Here is a 15,816-nt window from a genome sequence, read left to right as displayed (position 1 = left end):
CATGCGACGTTCGACGTCGCGTGCCGGGCCCCCGCGGTGTGTACGGGTGTGGGCGGTGCTTACAGGTAGGGGCCCGACCGGATCGGTCCGTGGGGATCCGAGCCGCCTTCCTCGTCCTCATGGCTCGTACCGGGCGGCAGAGCACGCCGCATCTGCTCCAACTGGGCACGGGCGGCCATCTGCTGGGCGAACAGCGCCGTCTGGATTCCGTGGAAGAGCCCTTCCAGCCAGCCGACCAGCTGCGCCTGCGCGATCCTCAGCTCGGCCTCCGACGGCACCGAATCCTCGGTGAACGGCAGGGAGAGACGCTCCAGCTCCTCCACCAGTTCCGGCGCCAGCCCGTCCTCCAGCTCCTTCACGGAGCTGGCGTGGATGTCCTTGAGCCTGACACGGCTCGCCTCGTCGAGAGGAGCCGCCCTGACCTCCTCCAGGAGCTGCTTGATCATGCTGCCGATGCGCATGACCTTCGCGGGCTGTTCGACCATTTCCGTCACCGGGACCTCGCGGGATTCGTCGCCACTGTCACCGCCGCCGATAGCCATTCCGTCCTGCCCCACTACGAGGACTTGGGGGTGCTCCTGCGACCGGTCATTCCTCGGCATCTCCATGCCGCCATTGTCTCGCACACGTGCCGTACACCACGGTGGTGCCCCCGGAAAGGAGTGATCCACCCTCTCCGGGAGCACCGGAACAGCCGGTCAGTGGCGGCCCCTCACCCCGCCCGCCGGGCGAGAGCCGTCCGCGAGCCGGAGAACGCGGCGGCCAGCAGCCCCGCGAGCGCCGGTACGACCAGGGCCAGCAGACCGATGGTCTCCCACGGCATCACGATCGGCGTGTACGCGGAGTCCATGGGCTCCGCGCGCATGGACTTCATCGCCTCGCGCAGGTCGATCAGGCGCAGAGCCACCGCGGGTACGAGGCCTGCGGCCGTCCCGAGCAGGACCCCCGTGAGTGCGACCACCAGGCACTGGAAGCCCGACAGAGTGCGCCGGACGGCCGGCGGCGCGCCCACCGCGCTGAGCGTGGTGAGGTCGGCCTCCGCGTCCGCCTTGGCCAGTCCGGTGGTGATCGCGGCGGCGCCCAGGGTCACCAGACCGGCGAACAGGGCGAGGATCAGAAGGACGACGTCCTCTCCGGAGTCGGGCTGATTGCCGGACATCAGATAGGCGCCGCCTCCGGCCAGTTCGATCGCCGAGGAGGTTGCCTGCTCCTCGGCGTCCGTCGGCCGGTGGGCGACGGCGTAGACGCTCCCGAACTCCTGGCTGTGGAGGCCGAGCCGGTCTGCCGTCCGCTGCGGAACGATCATGCGGATACCGGGGGTGTCGGCGTACGCGTCCGGGGCGACGTGGACCTTCAGACGGTCGGTCGTGGTTCGTGCCTTGCCCGGGTGCAGCTTCCGGTTCTTGGTGTCGCGGTCGTTGTACGTGTGCACGGACTTGAGGGTGACCTCGCCGTTCTTCGCGTACGCCGAATTGAGCAGGACGGGTGTGCCCGCCGCCAGGGCCTCGGCCGCCGCGGGATCGTCGAGTTTCACGTACGTGGTGAGCAGCTCGGCGTCGCCCACCACGATCTTGGAGGGGCCCGTGCCGAACATGGTCATCGTCATGTACTCATCCACACAGGCCGGCGAGTTCATCAGCCTCTTGTGCTCGGAGGCGGACAACTTCTGGGCGAGTGCCTTGGCGCCCCGGCCCTTCAGCGGGCAGGCGTGGTCCTTGCCGGAAGGTCTGACCAGCTCGGTGGTGCCGCAGCCGTTCTCCTCCTCGTAGTAGACCGAGCAGTCGCTGCCCGCCCAGACGCGGCCGAAGTCGGCGCGTCCGCCGCTGAGGGAGAGATTGTGCTCGGCGGCCGCCCGCGCCCCGGCCAGCTGCTTGACGTGCGTGGGGTCGTCGGCGACGAGCGCGACCGTGCCCGAGGTGAGCGAGGGCGTGTAGTCGTAGGCGTGCTCGGCCATCGTGCTGCTCGTGTACGTGGCGATGGCCACGGTGCCGGCGACGGCCGCCATCACGGCGGCGACGGCGGGTGCGGTACGCCCCCGGTTGCGGGCCGCGTCGCGCAGCGCCATCCGAGGGCTGAGCGGAAGCCTGCGGCCGAGCCGGCCGAGGAGTCCGACGAGCACGGGGATGCAGGCGAGGACGCCGAGTTCGGCGAGGACCGAGCCGCCGGCGACCATGGACGTATCACCGTTGACACCGCCGTAGACGGCGATCGCGACACCGCCCGCGAGGGCGGCGGTGCCCAGCGCGGGCAGCACGCGGGAGCTGCGACGGGTACCGCGGCGGCCGGTCAGGGACTCCAGTACGGACTGCCGGCCCGCCACGATCGCCGGGGCGAGCGCCGCCAGGATGCCGGTGACCAGGCCGAGCGCGGCGATGGCCAGGAGCTCCGCCGGGCGTACGGAGAGTCCACCGAAGCGGTTTCCGCTCCAGCCCTCGATCAGCGGACGGAACAGCACGGTCAGCCCGAGTCCGGCGACGACGCCGAGCACGGCGCCGACTCCGCCGAGCACCGCGCCGCCGGCCAGCACCACGGCCCGGACGTGGCTCCGGTCGCCGCCGCACGTACCGAGCAGGCCGAGCTGTCTGCGCGAGCGGCGTGCGCCGACCGCGAAGGCGGGTCCGGCGAGCAGCACGATCTCCAGGACGGTCAGGGCGACCACGGTGACGACCGCGGTGCTCATCTGCGCCGAGCTCCCGGAGCCGCCGTTCATGCCGGCGGCCATCGGGACCTCGGAGTCCGGCGGCGGATCGAGGACGACCTGGCGGGACACCACGAGGACGCCCTTCTCATTGGCCCTGAGCACGTCCGGCCAGCGCACGCCGACTCCGGCCGCACCCTTGACCAGCCATTCCGTCCCGCCGGGCTGGGGCGGCAGGATCGTGGCGTCGCGGTCGGAGGCGGTCTTCCACACGGCGATGACCGCACCCGGATCGGCGTACAGCGCCTTCTTGTCCAGCTCGTCGGGCAGTTCGACGGTGCCGGTGAGGGTGTACGCCTTCCCGGGGCCGCGCACCGTGACGCGGGAGCCGATCCGGAGCCCGGCCGACTCCATGAAGGGCTCGGTGGCGACGATCTCGTCCTTGCCGTCCGGGAACGCGCCGTCCACCAGCTCGATCTTGCCCCGGGCCAGCGGGTCCGCGGTGCGGAACTCGACGATCTCCGTGCTCGCGACGCCGTGCCGGGTGGTGACGACGGCGGGTACGGACCGCTCGGTGAGGTAGCGCGAACCCTTCGGGAACGTACCTGGAACGTCGACCGGCCCATGGCTCTCCCCGTCGGAGCGCGCCTCCCCACCCCAGTTGGTTCCGTCGGGCATCTGCTCGAGCGGTCCTCCGCCCATGCCCGGGTCGCTGTACAGGGCGTCGGCCGAACCCATCTTGGCCGTCAGTCTCTCGGCCCGGTCCGGCAGGGCGCTGCGGTACGCCACATCGGCGGCCGTCACCCCGAGGACCGGCAGGGCGATCATCGCGACGACCAGCGCGCTGCGGCCCTTGGCCCGCATGGCGTCCCGCCGGGCGATCCGGAAGGCGGCACGCCACCCCGAGAAGACGCTCACTTGGCGCCCTCTGCGGTGAGGAGCGAGTCGGCGCCGGGGACCAGGGTCTGGTCGACGATGGAACCGTCCCGGAGGAACACGACCCGGTCGGCCCAGGCCGCGTACCGCGGCTCGTGCGTCACCATCACTCCGGCCGCGCCCTGGTCGCAGCGGCTGCGCAGCAGGGCGAGGACGGATTCGCCGGTCTCGGAGTCGAGCGCTCCGGTCGGCTCGTCGGCGAGCACGAGACGCCGCTCCCCCACCAGGGCGCGGGCGATGGCGACGCGCTGCTGCTGGCCGCCGGACATCTCGTCGGGGAAGCGGTCGGCGATCTCGCCGAGGTTCATCTCCTCCAGCGCTTCGAGGGCTTCCCTGCGCGCCTTGCGGAGGGGTACGCCGTCGAGTTCCCGGGGCAGCGCGATGTTCTCGGCGGCGGTGAGGGCCGGGATGAGGTTGTAGTCCTGGAAGACGTAGCCGACGCTGCGGCGGCGGAGGGCGGCGATGCCCTTGCGGCCGAGGGTGGCGATGTCCTGGCCTTCGATGACGACCTGCCCGCTGCTCGCGGTGTCGAGACCGCCGGCCAGGGTCAGCAGGGTGGACTTCCCGGAACCGGACGGTCCCATCACGGCGACGAGCTCGCCCGTGTGGACGGACAGGTTGATGCCGCGCAGGGCGTGGACCTGGGCGACGCCGGAGCCGTGGGTGCGCGTCAGCGCTCTCAGCTCCAGTACGGGCGCGTCCACGGACAGGCCGATGGACGGGGACGGGACGGACGAGGACATGGTGGGCGTTCCCCCCTGGGACGTTCTGGTCGGTGTGCGTCTCGGTGCTTGCCGCGCAGCGGTGACCGGTGGCGCGGTCGGCGCGGTCAGCGACCGGCGCGGGGCCGGGCGGCCGCGGAGCGGGACGAGCCGAGCGGGGCGGCCCTGGCTGTCTCGCGCGCCGGGTCGGTCGCGGCGGCCTCGGCGAGGCGCACGAGACGGGATTCGCAGTGGTCCAGCCACCGGGCCTCCGCCTCGGCCTGGAAGATCAGCTGTTCCACCACGAGGAGCCAGGCGACTTCGTCGCGGTTGGCCGGCACATCCGTGAGGGCCTGCGCCTTCAGCCGGGTGTACTCCTGCATCGCCTTCAGGGTGTGGTGGCGCTGGGCCTGGATCACCGCCCGGATGTCGACGCCCGGGGCGCCGACCGCCATGGCGAGCTTGATGGCCAGCTCGTCACGGGGCGGGTTGCTGCGGTCGACGGGCGTCCCGAACCAGCTGTGCAGTTCGGTGCGGCCGTCGTCGGTGATCGAGTAGAGCGCGTGCCCCGCGTCGTCCTCTCCGTCCTGGACGACCATGCCGTCGCGCTCCAGCCGGCTGAGGGTCGTGTAGACCTGGCCGACGTTCAGCGGCCAGGTGGAACCGGTGCGCGACTCGAATTCGGTACGGAGCTGGGAGCCGTATCGGGGCCCGCGCTCCAGCAGGGCCAGAAGCCCATGACGGATCGACATACTCAGTATGTATACCGAGTATGCTGCGCCTGGCAAGCCTTTCACGGACGTGGATCACTCCCAGGACCACTTCCAGACCCTTTCCAGGGCCACTCCCAAGGCCACTCCCGCGGTCTCAGCGGACGCGGCGCATCCGGAGAGCCAGGAAGCCGAGACCCAGGCCGACCAGAGCGATCCCGGCGCCGAGCGACACCTCCTGGACCTGTCGCACGGCGGGCCCGTCCATCGCCTGCGGAGCCGGCCGTCCCGGGCGGGGAGACGTGCTCGGCGTGACCTCGGCGGGGAGCACCTCAGCCACGTCCGGCTCCGGCTCCTCCTCTTCGAGCAGGGCATCGGCACGAGCGAGCTCCAGCGGCGAGAGCGAACGCCCCGGCCGGGCACGGCCCTCGCCCGCCGGCCTGCCCGCGAGGGGCGACCGGTCGGGGGAAGCGGAGGGGCTCGCCGACGACCCGGCGGGCGGCGCCGCGCTCCCGGAGTGCGGGCCGGCCGGACCGGAGGCGCCCGAGGGGAGCGCGGAGGGCGAACCGGAGGGGAGTGCGGACGGCGACGCGGAGGCCGCGTCCGAGGGGCTCGCGGAAGGCCGGGAGGCAGGTGCGGAGGGCGGTGGCTTCGCGGGCCGGGACGAGGGAGCGGCCGTGGGGGCGGCGGAGGGGCTGCCCGTGGCCGTACCCGGCCGCTCCGCCGAACGGGGGGCGAGCGCGGGTGCCGGCCGCGCGCCCGCGTGCGCCGCCGGGGAGCCGGTCTGCCGGTGCGGAGCCCCACCGGGCACCCGCTCCGCCGCGTACGTCCAGCTCGCGGGTCCCAGCACTGTCGCCGCGGTCACCGCAAGGCAGAGCACGCACCGCGACGACCGGGACCGCCGAGACGGGAGGAGTCCTGGAGCCATGCGCTCAGCGTCACACGGCCCGATATATCCGGCATCCCGGACGGGGCGGCGGCGTCAGGCCGGGTCGCCCGTGGAAATCCTCAGTTCGAAGTGGGCGCCGCGCTCCGGAATGGCCGTCCCCGCGGAGGGGAACTGGTCGACGACCTGGTCCTCGGCGTACGTGTTGCCCGGCTCGTCGATCGGCTTGATGGTCCAGCCCGCCGCCTGGGCGCAGGCACGAGCCGAGTTGATGTCCTTGTACATGAAGCTCGGCGCCTGGACCTTCTGCGGATCGTCCGAGTCCTCGCTCGCGTCCGTGCAGTCCTCTTCGTCCATCGTCCGGTTCCGCTCCGGCGGCTTGTGCTCGCCGGCCACCGTCTCGCTGGAGCCCGGGTCGCCGTTCTTGCCGGGATCGGGGTCTTCGCCGTCCAGGGAGAGCACCGTGACCAGGCCGCCGATCGCGAGCAGCGCGACCACGACCGAACCCACGATGACCGGCATGTTCCGCTTGGCGCCGCCGCCCTGACCGCCCGCTGACTGCGGGGACATCGTGTACGGCGGCGGAGTCCCGTGCGCCGGAGGGGCCGGGGTCTGGTACGCCTGCGGGTAGCCGTAGCTCGGCGCGGGGGCCGGAGTCGGAACGCCGTACGGACCCGGCTGCTGGTAGGGCTGGTGGGGCTGCGGCTGGTACGGCGTCTGCACGCTCTGCGGCGCGGGCGCGCCCTGGTCGACCGGCGGGAAGACGGCGGAACCGACACCCGATCCGCTGTTCCCGGGGATGCCGCTGCCGCTGACGATCACGGGGGCGCCGGCCTGGCCGCCCGCGTTCAGCACGCGGGTGACCTCGTCCTGCATCGCCGCGGCGCTCGGGAAGCGCTCGTTCGGGTTCTTCTTCAGCGCGCGGGCGACGAGCGCGTCCATCGCGGGAGTGATCGAGCGGTTGATGGTCGACGGGGCGACCGGCTCCTCCTGCACATGCGCGTACGCGATGGCCAGCGGCGAGTCCGCGTCGAACGGAATCCGCCCGGTGAGCAGCTGGAACAGCATGATGCCGACCGAGTAGAGGTCGGACCGCGCGTCCACCCCGCGCCCGAGGGCCTGCTCGGGGGAGAGGTACTGCGGGGTGCCGACGACCATGCCGGTCTGCGTCATCGACGTCACGCCGGACTGCATGGCGCGAGCGATGCCGAAGTCCATGACCTTGACGATGCCGCGCTTGGTCATCATCACGTTGCCGGGCTTGATGTCCCGGTGGACCAGGCCCATCTCGTGGCTGGTCTCCAGCGCGGCCAGCACGTCGGCCGTCACCTTCAGCGCCTTGTCGGCCGGCATCGCGCCGTACTGCTGGATGTCCGACTGGAGTACGGAGCCGAGCGGCTGCCCCTCGACGTACTCCATGACGATGTACGGCATCAGCGCGCCGCCGAGCTCGTCCTCGCCGGTGTCGAAGACCGAGACGATGTTGGTGTGCTGGAGCTTCGCGACCGCCTGCGCCTCGCGCCGGAAGCGCTCGCGGAATGACTGCTCGCGCCCCAGCTCCGTGTGCAGCGTCTTGATCGCGACCTGACGGTCCAGCGCCGAGTCGTACGCGAGGTATACGGAAGCCATCCCGCCCTCGCCGAGCAGGTCGCGCAGCTGGTAGCGGCCGCCGGCGACCGAACCGCCCGCATAGCGACCCTGAGCGCCGTGTGCGCCGTCCTGGCTCATGACTTGCTCCCCCTCGGCGCGCACCTGATGACGTGACGCGAAGATCCCGTATTCCGGCCAAGTCTGCCCGAGGGGTACGACACGTCAAGCCGGGTGCCCGTTCCGTGACCCTACGCACAAGAAGCGTCTCGGAAGCGTTACAGGAACCGCATGGAATTTGCGTGTAGGCCGCGCGAGCCGATTGGATGGCCGGTCCCTCTCGGAACCGGGGTGCCAGGGAGAGCCTGTAGCGTGACGTGGCAATGCAGCAAGGCACCCGTGACACCCGCGGACGCGCGGACAGAAACGACGGCGAGGACTGATGGCACCCGGATCCGAAGCAAACGGCGGCGGAGTTTCGGATGGCACCGACTCCTGGGGTATCGGCGGTGTGGTCGGCGACGGGCGCTACCGGATGACCCACCGGCTCGGCCGCGGCGGCATGGCCGAGGTCTATGCCGCGGAGGACGTCCGTCTGGGACGCACCGTGGCGGTGAAGCTGCTCCGTTCCGACCTCGCCGAGGACCCGGTCTCCAAGGCCCGCTTCACGCGCGAGGCGCAGTCGGTCGCAGGCCTCAACCACCATGCGATCGTCGCCGTGTACGACTCGGGCGAGGACGTCGTGGGCGGCCAGACCGTCCCGTACATCGTGATGGAGCTCGTCGAGGGCAACACCATCCGCGACCTCCTGCTCAACGCCGAGGCCCCGCCGCCCGAGCAGGCCCTGATCATCGTCTCGGGTGTGCTGGAAGCTCTCGCGTACTCGCACCAGCACGGCATCGTGCACCGTGACATCAAGCCCGCCAACGTGATCATCACGCACTCCGGCGCGGTCAAGGTCATGGACTTCGGCATCGCCCGCGCGCTGCACGGCGCCCAGTCGACGATGACCCAGACCGGCATGGTCATGGGCACGCCCCAGTACCTCTCCCCCGAGCAGGCACTCGGCAAGGCGGTCGACCACCGCTCCGATCTGTACGCCACCGGCTGTCTGCTCTACGAGCTGCTCGCCCTGCGGCCCCCGTTCACCGGTGAGACCCCGCTCTCCGTCGTCTACCAGCACGTCCAGGACATCCCGGTCCCGCCGTCCGAGGTCTCGGACGCGGTGCCGCCGGAGCTGGACGGAATGGTGATGCGCTCGCTCGCGAAGGACCCGGACGACCGGTTCCAGAGCGCCGAGGAGATGCGCGGCCTCGTCCAGTACAGCCTTCAGATGCTCCAGGTCCAGGGCGGTCACACCGGTACGTGGAACACCGGCCCTGTCCTGGCGCACGAGGGCGGTCACACCTCCCCGATGGGCGCGGTGGGCGGTACGGCGGCGATGGGCTACCCGACGCACGGGGACACCTCGCAGGGTCCGATCCTGCCGCCGATGAACCCCGACGACGGTGGATACGTCGGCAGCCAGCGCAGCGGTGGCCGCGGCCGCGGCAAGATGTGGCTGTTCGTCCTGCTCGCCCTGATCGCGATCGGTGCGGGTGTCGCCTTCGCCGTCAACGCGGCGAACGACGGCGGCGGCAAGAAGAGCCCGACGCCCGCCACCACCCCGGCCTCGCCCACCCCGTCGAAGTCCTCGGAGACGCCCTCCGAGGAGCCGACCGAGGAGACCGAGGAACCGAACAACTCCACGGGCGGCCAGTGGGAGCCCACCGAGGAGTCCACCTGGACCCCGTCCAGGACGCCCACCCAGTCCACGGGCACGCCGTCCACGCAGCCGCCCACCACCGACCCCGGGACCGCCGACGGCGGCGCGGGTACGGACGAGGGCACGGGTGACGACGGCGGCACCGGTGACGAGGGCGGCACGGGCGACGACGAGGGCGCCACCGAGGGCAACGCCACCGAGGGCAACGCCGCGGAGGGCACGGCCGAAGGCGCGTCGGACGGCGCCGGCGAGGCCGCCGGCACCGTCGCGGGCACCACTCCGTAGGGCCCGAGGCCCTCACTCGGTGAAGGCTTCGCACACCGCCTCGTACTCACGCGTCCACCACACCGCCAGGGCCGACACCGCAGGGAACTGCGGGTCGGCCCTGCGGTCGTGCAGGCGGTAGCGCCAGCGCAGTATCCAGAAGTCGTTGAGCCGTTCCCACCACACCCGGTGCACCGCCGCGGCCAGCTCCGCCGCGCCCGCCCCGGCCGCCCGGCGGTAGGCGCGCGCGTACGCCCGTACCTTCTCCAGGTCCAGTTCCCCGGCCGGTCTGACGAAGAAGATCGCGGCGGCCCGCACCGCCTCCTCCGCGCGCGGCTGCACGCCCAGCCGGTCCCAGTCCACGATCGCGACCGGGTCGGCGCCCCGGTAGAGCAGGTTGAGTGGATGGAAGTCGCCGTGCACCCATCCGGTGGCAGGTCCGTCCGGGGTGGGCGGCCTGCGGTGGGCGTGCTGCTCCAGCAGGGCGCGGCGCTCGACGAGGCGGTGTACGGCCAGCTCGTCGAAGGCGTCGCGGGTCCGCAGCCCGCGTGCCGCGGCCAGCAGTTCGTCAATCAGCTCGAAGGTGTCCGCCGGGTCGGGGCTGCCGTGACCGGGCCGGGGCGGCAGGCCGCTGCCCGGCCCCATGACCTGCTCCAGACCGGTGTGCACGGCTCCGAGCAGGGCCCCCAGCCGTCGCGACTGGACGGTGGTCAGCTCGGCGCCCACCCGGTGGAGGCCGTCCACCCAGGGGTGGAGGGCGTAGCAGCGGCCGTCGATGACCGTGACCGTGTCACCCTCCGTGTCCGTGAGGGGCGGGGCGACGGGCACTCCGAGCGAATGGAGCCGCTGGGTGGCGCGGTGCTGGCGGACGATCGTGGCGCGGTCGCCGGTCGCGTCGTCGAGGTGGTGCTTGTCCAGATGGTGCTTGAGGAAATACGCGCCACGCGTGGTGGACACGCGGTAGCCGTGGTTCAGCAGGCCCTTGGTGAGGGGCTCGCAGGCGAGGGGTTCGCCCGCTTCGGGGTAGCGGCGCAGCACCTCGCCGACCGGGGGAACTGGTGGACGGGTTACATATGAGCGCGGCACTTACCACATGTTAGATCACGCTACGTGTCCGATTCGCTGACTTGCGTGGAAGCCCAGAGTGTGCGTAGTGACGAAGTGGGGTTCGAGCCGGAGATAGACCGGATCGAAGGGTTCGTCGTTCGCCGTGAGAGGGACGGGACCGAAGAGTCTCCGCTGCTCGGAGCAGGGGTGGACGATCTCGGCGCGGCCGGTGAACTGCACGGACCAGGGTGCGTCGCCGCCGTCGGCCGCGCTGTTGAAGTTGTCGGCCCCGTACGCGATGACGCTTCCGTCGCACGACTCGTGGTGGCCGAGCCCTCGGTGCATCCGCAGGAGCACGCGGCCCTCGGCCACGATGTGGCGGGCCACGGCCAGGATGGGGAGGGCTCGCATGCTCGTCGCCAGGCGGCCGTACGGCACCCGGCCGAGCAGCTCGATCGCACGGAGTTCCTCAGAGGCCATGCGTCCACTGTCCGCTACCTGTAGGGGCCGGGTAAGGGTCCGCGGCCCCGGGTGGCCCGGGACCAAAGTCCCGGAAGTGTCCGGAGCCGCAGGGGGATGCGCGGCGGTGTGCGGCGTTTCAGCGGCGTTCGGCCTGGAGACGGGCCACGTACGCGGCGGCCTGCGAGCGGCGCTCCATGCCCAGCTTCGCGAGCAGGCTGGACACGTAATTCTTGATCGTCTTCTCGGCGAGATGGAGCCGTTCGCCGATGACCCGGTTCGTGAGTCCCTCGCCGATGAGGTCCAGGATCTTGCGCTCCTGCTCGGTGAGGCCGGCCAGCTTGTCGTTCCCCCTGCCGTTCGGCCCGTCGCGCAGCCGCTCCAGCACGCGGGCGGTCGCCGCCGGGTCCAGCAGGGATTTCCCGGCCGCCACGTCCCGTACCGCGTTCAGCAGCTCATTGCCGCGGATCGCCTTCAGTACATAACCGGAGGCACCGGCCATGATCGCGTCGAAAAGGGCCTCGTCGTCGGCGTACGAGGTGAGCATCAGGCACTTGATGTTCTCGTCCAGGGAGCGGACCTCGCGGCAGACCTCCACCCCGCTGCCGTCCGGCAGCCGCACGTCCAGGACCGCCACGTCGGGGCGGGTCGCGGGGATGCGTACCAGCGCGTCCGCCGCCGTGCCCGCCTCTCCGACCACCTCGATATCGGCTTCGGAGGAGAGCAATTCATGCACTCCACGGCGGACCACTTCATGGTCGTCCAACAGAAATACGGTGATTTTTCCATCTTCGCGCACAAACGCAGTCTCACACACTCCCCCCTTCCCTGCCGCTGTTCAGCGGGATAACGTGCCGTTGTTCCGGCGGCCTGCAAGGCTGTTACCAGTGCTGTGACCAGCGAGAGTTCCCGATTTTCTCGATTTACTTGGATATCCAAGCAAAATCGCAGGTCAGCGAGGGTTTCGCAGTTGTGCGACACACTGGGTAACGTGCCTTTGACAGGGTGCTCGCCGGGGCACCTGTCACGCCTGTCCCCGGCCGAGCGGCACCCACCCCGTGCACGGGTCCGGACACAGGCGAGCCGCACTGGTTCCCGGCAGACCCCGGGGGCCGGACCGACGGAGGAGCACGCACGTGACCGTGGAGAGCACTGCCGCGCGCAAACCGCGACGCAGCAGCAAGCGGACCAGCGCCGCGAAGACGCCACAGAGTTCCGAGCCTCAACTCGTACAGTTGCTGACGCCCGAGGGCGAGCGCGTCGAGCACCCGGACTACGAGATCGACCTGACCGCGGACGAGCTGCGCGGTCTGTACCGGGACATGGTCCTGACCCGGCGCTTCGACGCCGAGGCCACCGCTCTCCAGCGCCAGGGCGAGCTGGGCCTGTGGGCCTCGCTGCTGGGCCAGGAGGCCGCGCAGATCGGCTCCGGCCGGGCCCTGCGCGACGACGACTACGTCTTCCCGACCTACCGGGAGCACGGCGTCGCCTGGTGCAGGGGTGTCGACCCGACCAATCTGCTCGGGATGTTCCGCGGTGTGAACCACGGCGGCTGGGACCCGAGCACGAACAACTTCCACCTGTACACGATCGTCATCGGCTCGCAGACGCTGCACGCCACCGGCTACGCCATGGGCGTCGCCAAGGACGGCGCGGACTCCGCCGTGATCGCGTACTTCGGTGACGGCGCCTCCAGCCAGGGCGATGTCGCGGAGGCGTTCACCTTCTCCGCCGTCTACAACGCCCCCGTGGTGTTCTTCTGCCAGAACAACCAGTGGGCGATCTCCGAGCCGACCGAGCGCCAGACCCGGGTACCGCTCTACCAGCGCGCCCAGGGCTTCGGCTTCCCCGGCGTCCGGGTGGACGGCAACGACGTACTCGCCTGTCTGGCCGTCACCAGGTCGGCGCTGGAGCGGGCCCGCCGCGGCGAGGGCCCGACCCTCGTGGAGGCGTTCACCTACCGGATGGGTGCCCACACCACCTCCGACGACCCGACGAAGTACCGGGCGGACGAGGAGCGGGCGGCCTGGGAGGCCAAGGACCCGATCCTGCGGCTGCGGGCGTACCTGGAGAAGGAGAAGGCCGCCGACGAGGCGTTCTTCACCGCGCTGGACGAGGAGAGCGAGACCCTCGGCAAGCGCGTGAGGGAAGCGGTCCGGGCCATGCCCGACCCCGACCCGATGTCGCTCTTCGAGCACGGCTACGCGGACGGGAGCAGCCTCGTCGACGAGGAGCGCGCCCAGTTCGCCGCCTACCAGGCATCGTTCGCAGACTCTGCCGAGGAGGGCAACTAGCCATGGCCGTGGAAAAGATGTCCATCGCGAAGGCGCTCAACGAGTCGCTGCGCCTCGCCCTCGACACGGACCCGAAGGTCCTCATCATGGGTGAGGACGTCGGCAAGCTGGGCGGCGTCTTCCGGATCACCGACGGGCTCCAGAAGGACTTCGGGGAGGGCCGGGTCATCGACACCCCGCTCGCCGAGTCCGGGATCGTCGGCACGGCGATCGGTTTGGCCCTGCGCGGCTACCGGCCGATCGTGGAGATCCAGTTCGACGGGTTCGTCTTCCCCGCGTACGACCAGATCGTCACGCAGCTGGCGAAGATGCACGCCCGTGCGCTGGGCAAGATCAAGCTGCCGGTCGTCGTGCGGATTCCGTACGGTGGCGGCATCGGCGCCGTGGAGCACCACAGCGAGTCGCCGGAGGCCCTGTTCGCGCACGTCGCCGGGCTGAAGGTGGTGTCGCCGTCCAACGCGTCCGACGCGTACTGGATGATGCAGCAGGCCGTCCAGAGCGACGACCCGATCATCTTCTTCGAGCCGAAGCGGCGTTACTGGGACAAGGGCGAGGTCGACACCGAGTCCATTCCCGGACCGCTGCACAAGGCGACGGTGGCGCGTACGGGCACCGACCTCACGCTCGTCGCGTACGGGCCGATGGTGAAGGTCTGCCTGGAGGCGGCCGCGGCCGCGCAGGAGGAGGGCAAGTCGGTCGAGGTCCTGGACCTGCGGTCGATGTCCCCGATCGACTTCGACGCGATCCAGACCTCGGTGGAGAAGACCGGCCGGCTGGTCGTGGTCCACGAGGCCCCGGTGTTCTACGGCTCCGGTGCCGAGATCGCCGCCCGCATCACGGAGCGCTGCTTCTACCATCTCGAAGCACCGGTGCTGCGTGTCGGCGGCTACCACGTCCCGTATCCGCCGGCCCGTCTCGAGGACGAGTACCTGCCGGGGCTCGACCGGGTGCTCGACGCCGTCGACCGCTCGCTGGCGTACTGAGGAGAGGGTTCGTGACGACGATGACCGAAACGTCTGCTCGTTTCCGTGAGTTCAAGATGCCCGATGTGGGCGAAGGACTCACCGAGGCGGAAATCCTCAAGTGGTACGTCCAGCCCGGCGACACCGTCACCGACGGCCAGGTCGTGTGCGAGGTCGAGACGGCCAAGGCGGCTGTGGAGCTGCCGATTCCGTTCGATGGGGTCGTGCACGAGCTGCGCTTCCCCGAGGGCACGACCGTCGACGTCGGCCAGGTGATCATCGCGGTGGACGTGGCGCCGGGCAGTGGCCCTGTCGCTCCGGCCGCTCCGGCCGCTGAGCCCGAGGCCGTCCCCGCCGCCGAACCGGAGGCCGAGGCGCCGAAGGGCCGCCAGCCGGTCCTGGTGGGCTACGGCGTGGCCGAGTCCTCCACGAAGCGGCGCCCGCGCAAGGGTGCCGGGGTCCCGGAGCAGGCGGCCGCGGCGGTACAGGGCGAGCTCAACGGCCACGGCGGTGTGGCCCAGGAGACCCGCCCGCTCGCCAAGCCGCCGGTCCGCAAGCTGGCCAAGGACCTGGGCATCGACCTGGCGACGGTCACCCCGACCGGCAAGGACGGCATCATCACCCGCGAGGACGTCCACGCGGCGGCCGCACCGGTGACCGAGCCCGTCGCCGCCGAGCCCGCGGCCCCCGCGCCCGCGCCGGTGGCCGCGGCTGCCGCGGTCGCCCCGGGTGCCCGGGAGACGCGTATCCCGGTCAAGGGCGTACGCAAGGCCATCGCGCAGGCGATGGTGGGCAGCGCCTTCACGGCTCCGCACGTCACCGAGTTCGTGACCGTCGACGTGACGCGCACGATGAAGCTGGTGGCGGAGCTCAAGGAGGACAAGGACATGGCGGGGGTGCGGGTCAATCCGCTCCTGATCATCGCCAAGGCCCTCCTGGTCGCGATCAAGCGGAATCCCGAGGTCAACGCCGCCTGGGACGAGGCCAACCAGGAGATCGTCCAGAAGCACTACGTGAATCTGGGCATCGCGGCGGCCACCCCGCGCGGTCTGATCGTGCCGAACATCAAGGACGCGCACGAGCAGACCCTGCCCCAGCTCGCCGCGTCGCTGGGCGAGCTGGTCTCCACCGCGCGCGACGGCAGGACGTCCCCGGCGGCGATGGCGGGCGGCACGGTGACGATCACCAACGTCGGTGTCTTCGGCGTCGACACGGGAACGCCGATCCTGAACCCGGGCGAGTCCGCGATCCTCGCGGTCGGGGCGATCAAGCTCCAGCCCTGGGTCCACAAGGGCAAGGTGAAGCCCCGCCAGGTCACCACGCTGGCGCTGTCGTTCGACCACCGCCTGGTCGACGGCGAGCTCGGCTCCAAGGTGCTCGCGGACGTCGCGGCGATCCTGGAGCAGCCGAAGCGGCTGATCACCTGGGCCTGACGGCCCTGACGCAGAAGACCGGTGGGGGGGGGGGGGGGGGGGGGGGGGGGGGAGGGGGGGTTTTGGTATTTCTGGGGGGAGGGGGTAGCTTTTAGATGCCGGCCACGGGGGTTCTTTTATCTTGGGGTCCGTTT

13 protein-coding genes are annotated in these 15,816 nt (G+C 71.0%); 4 read left to right on the top strand and 9 right to left on the bottom strand.

Features of this window, described 5'->3' with window-relative positions:
* Window positions 1-59: 59 nt before the first annotated feature.
* The 6 genes from AC07FA_RS11085 to AC07FA_RS11060 form a co-directional block, all read right to left on the bottom strand.
* A complete protein-coding gene (locus tag AC07FA_RS11085) occupies window positions 60-608 on the bottom strand; it encodes a bacterial proteasome activator family protein (RefSeq protein WP_479074687.1) in 549 nt (182 codons plus the stop codon).
* A gap of 104 nt (window positions 609-712) precedes the next feature.
* On the bottom strand, window positions 713-3,556 hold the full coding sequence (locus AC07FA_RS11080; RefSeq protein ID WP_479074685.1) for an FtsX-like permease family protein: 2,844 nt from the start codon (window positions 3,554-3,556) through the stop codon (window positions 713-715).
* On the bottom strand, window positions 3,553-4,317 hold the full coding sequence (locus AC07FA_RS11075) for an ABC transporter ATP-binding protein (RefSeq protein WP_479074683.1): 765 nt from the start codon (window positions 4,315-4,317) through the stop codon (window positions 3,553-3,555). Before AC07FA_RS11075 ends, AC07FA_RS11080 begins: the two co-directional genes overlap by 4 nt.
* Window positions 4,318-4,403: 86 nt before the next feature.
* Complete coding sequence (locus tag AC07FA_RS11070; protein WP_479074682.1) at window positions 4,404-5,027, bottom strand: PadR family transcriptional regulator; 624 nt, start codon at window positions 5,025-5,027, stop codon at window positions 4,404-4,406.
* Between the two features lie 115 nt (window positions 5,028-5,142).
* Window positions 5,143-5,850: a hypothetical protein gene (locus tag AC07FA_RS11065; RefSeq protein WP_479074680.1), complete on the bottom strand. Its 708-nt coding sequence runs from the start codon at window positions 5,848-5,850 to the stop codon at window positions 5,143-5,145.
* A gap of 117 nt (window positions 5,851-5,967) precedes the next feature.
* A complete protein-coding gene (locus AC07FA_RS11060; protein ID WP_479074679.1) occupies window positions 5,968-7,599 on the bottom strand; it encodes a protein kinase domain-containing protein in 1,632 nt (543 codons plus the stop codon).
* A 301-nt stretch (window positions 7,600-7,900) separates the two neighbouring features.
* On the opposite strand from AC07FA_RS11060, the gene AC07FA_RS11055 reads away from it, so the two are divergent.
* On the top strand, window positions 7,901-9,508 hold the full coding sequence (locus AC07FA_RS11055) for a protein kinase domain-containing protein (protein WP_479074678.1): 1,608 nt from the start codon (window positions 7,901-7,903) through the stop codon (window positions 9,506-9,508).
* 12 nt (window positions 9,509-9,520) lie between these two features.
* Here the strand turns inward: AC07FA_RS11055 and AC07FA_RS11050 are convergent, their stop codons facing one another.
* The 3 genes from AC07FA_RS11050 to AC07FA_RS11040 all read right to left on the bottom strand — a co-directional run bounded on the left by AC07FA_RS11050 (window position 9,521) and on the right by AC07FA_RS11040 (window position 11,792).
* Window positions 9,521-10,525 carry a phosphotransferase gene (locus AC07FA_RS11050; protein ID WP_479075168.1) on the bottom strand — a complete coding sequence of 335 codons (1,005 nt, stop codon included), beginning with the start codon at window positions 10,523-10,525 and terminating at the stop codon, window positions 9,521-9,523.
* A gap of 63 nt (window positions 10,526-10,588) precedes the next feature.
* Entirely contained in the window at window positions 10,589-11,014 is a 426-nt protein-coding gene (locus AC07FA_RS11045; protein WP_479074677.1) for a pyridoxamine 5'-phosphate oxidase family protein, read from the bottom strand.
* Between the two features lie 118 nt (window positions 11,015-11,132).
* Window positions 11,133-11,792 (bottom strand): response regulator, encoded by a 660-nt coding sequence (locus AC07FA_RS11040; RefSeq protein WP_479074676.1) that lies wholly within the window; start codon window positions 11,790-11,792, stop codon window positions 11,133-11,135.
* 337 nt (window positions 11,793-12,129) lie between these two features.
* Here AC07FA_RS11040 and pdhA point away from each other — a divergent pair, with 337 nt between their 5' ends.
* The 3 genes from pdhA to AC07FA_RS11025 are packed head-to-tail and all read left to right on the top strand — an operon-like array spanning window position 12,130 to window position 15,682.
* The gene (gene pdhA / locus AC07FA_RS11035) at window positions 12,130-13,287 is read left to right on the top strand and encodes a pyruvate dehydrogenase (acetyl-transferring) E1 component subunit alpha (protein WP_479074675.1); all 1,158 of its coding nucleotides are present in this window, start codon (window positions 12,130-12,132) and stop codon (window positions 13,285-13,287) included.
* 2 nt (window positions 13,288-13,289) lie between these two features.
* On the top strand, window positions 13,290-14,270 hold the full coding sequence (locus tag AC07FA_RS11030; RefSeq protein WP_479074673.1) for an alpha-ketoacid dehydrogenase subunit beta: 981 nt from the start codon (window positions 13,290-13,292) through the stop codon (window positions 14,268-14,270).
* Between the two features lie 11 nt (window positions 14,271-14,281).
* Entirely contained in the window at window positions 14,282-15,682 is a 1,401-nt protein-coding gene (locus AC07FA_RS11025; RefSeq protein WP_479074671.1) for a dihydrolipoamide acetyltransferase family protein, read from the top strand.
* Window positions 15,683-15,816: the final 134 nt, after the last annotated feature.

It is taken from the genome of Streptomyces sp. NPDC045968 (assembly GCF_056430475.1).
This window is presented reverse-complemented; position numbering and strand designations above follow the sequence as displayed.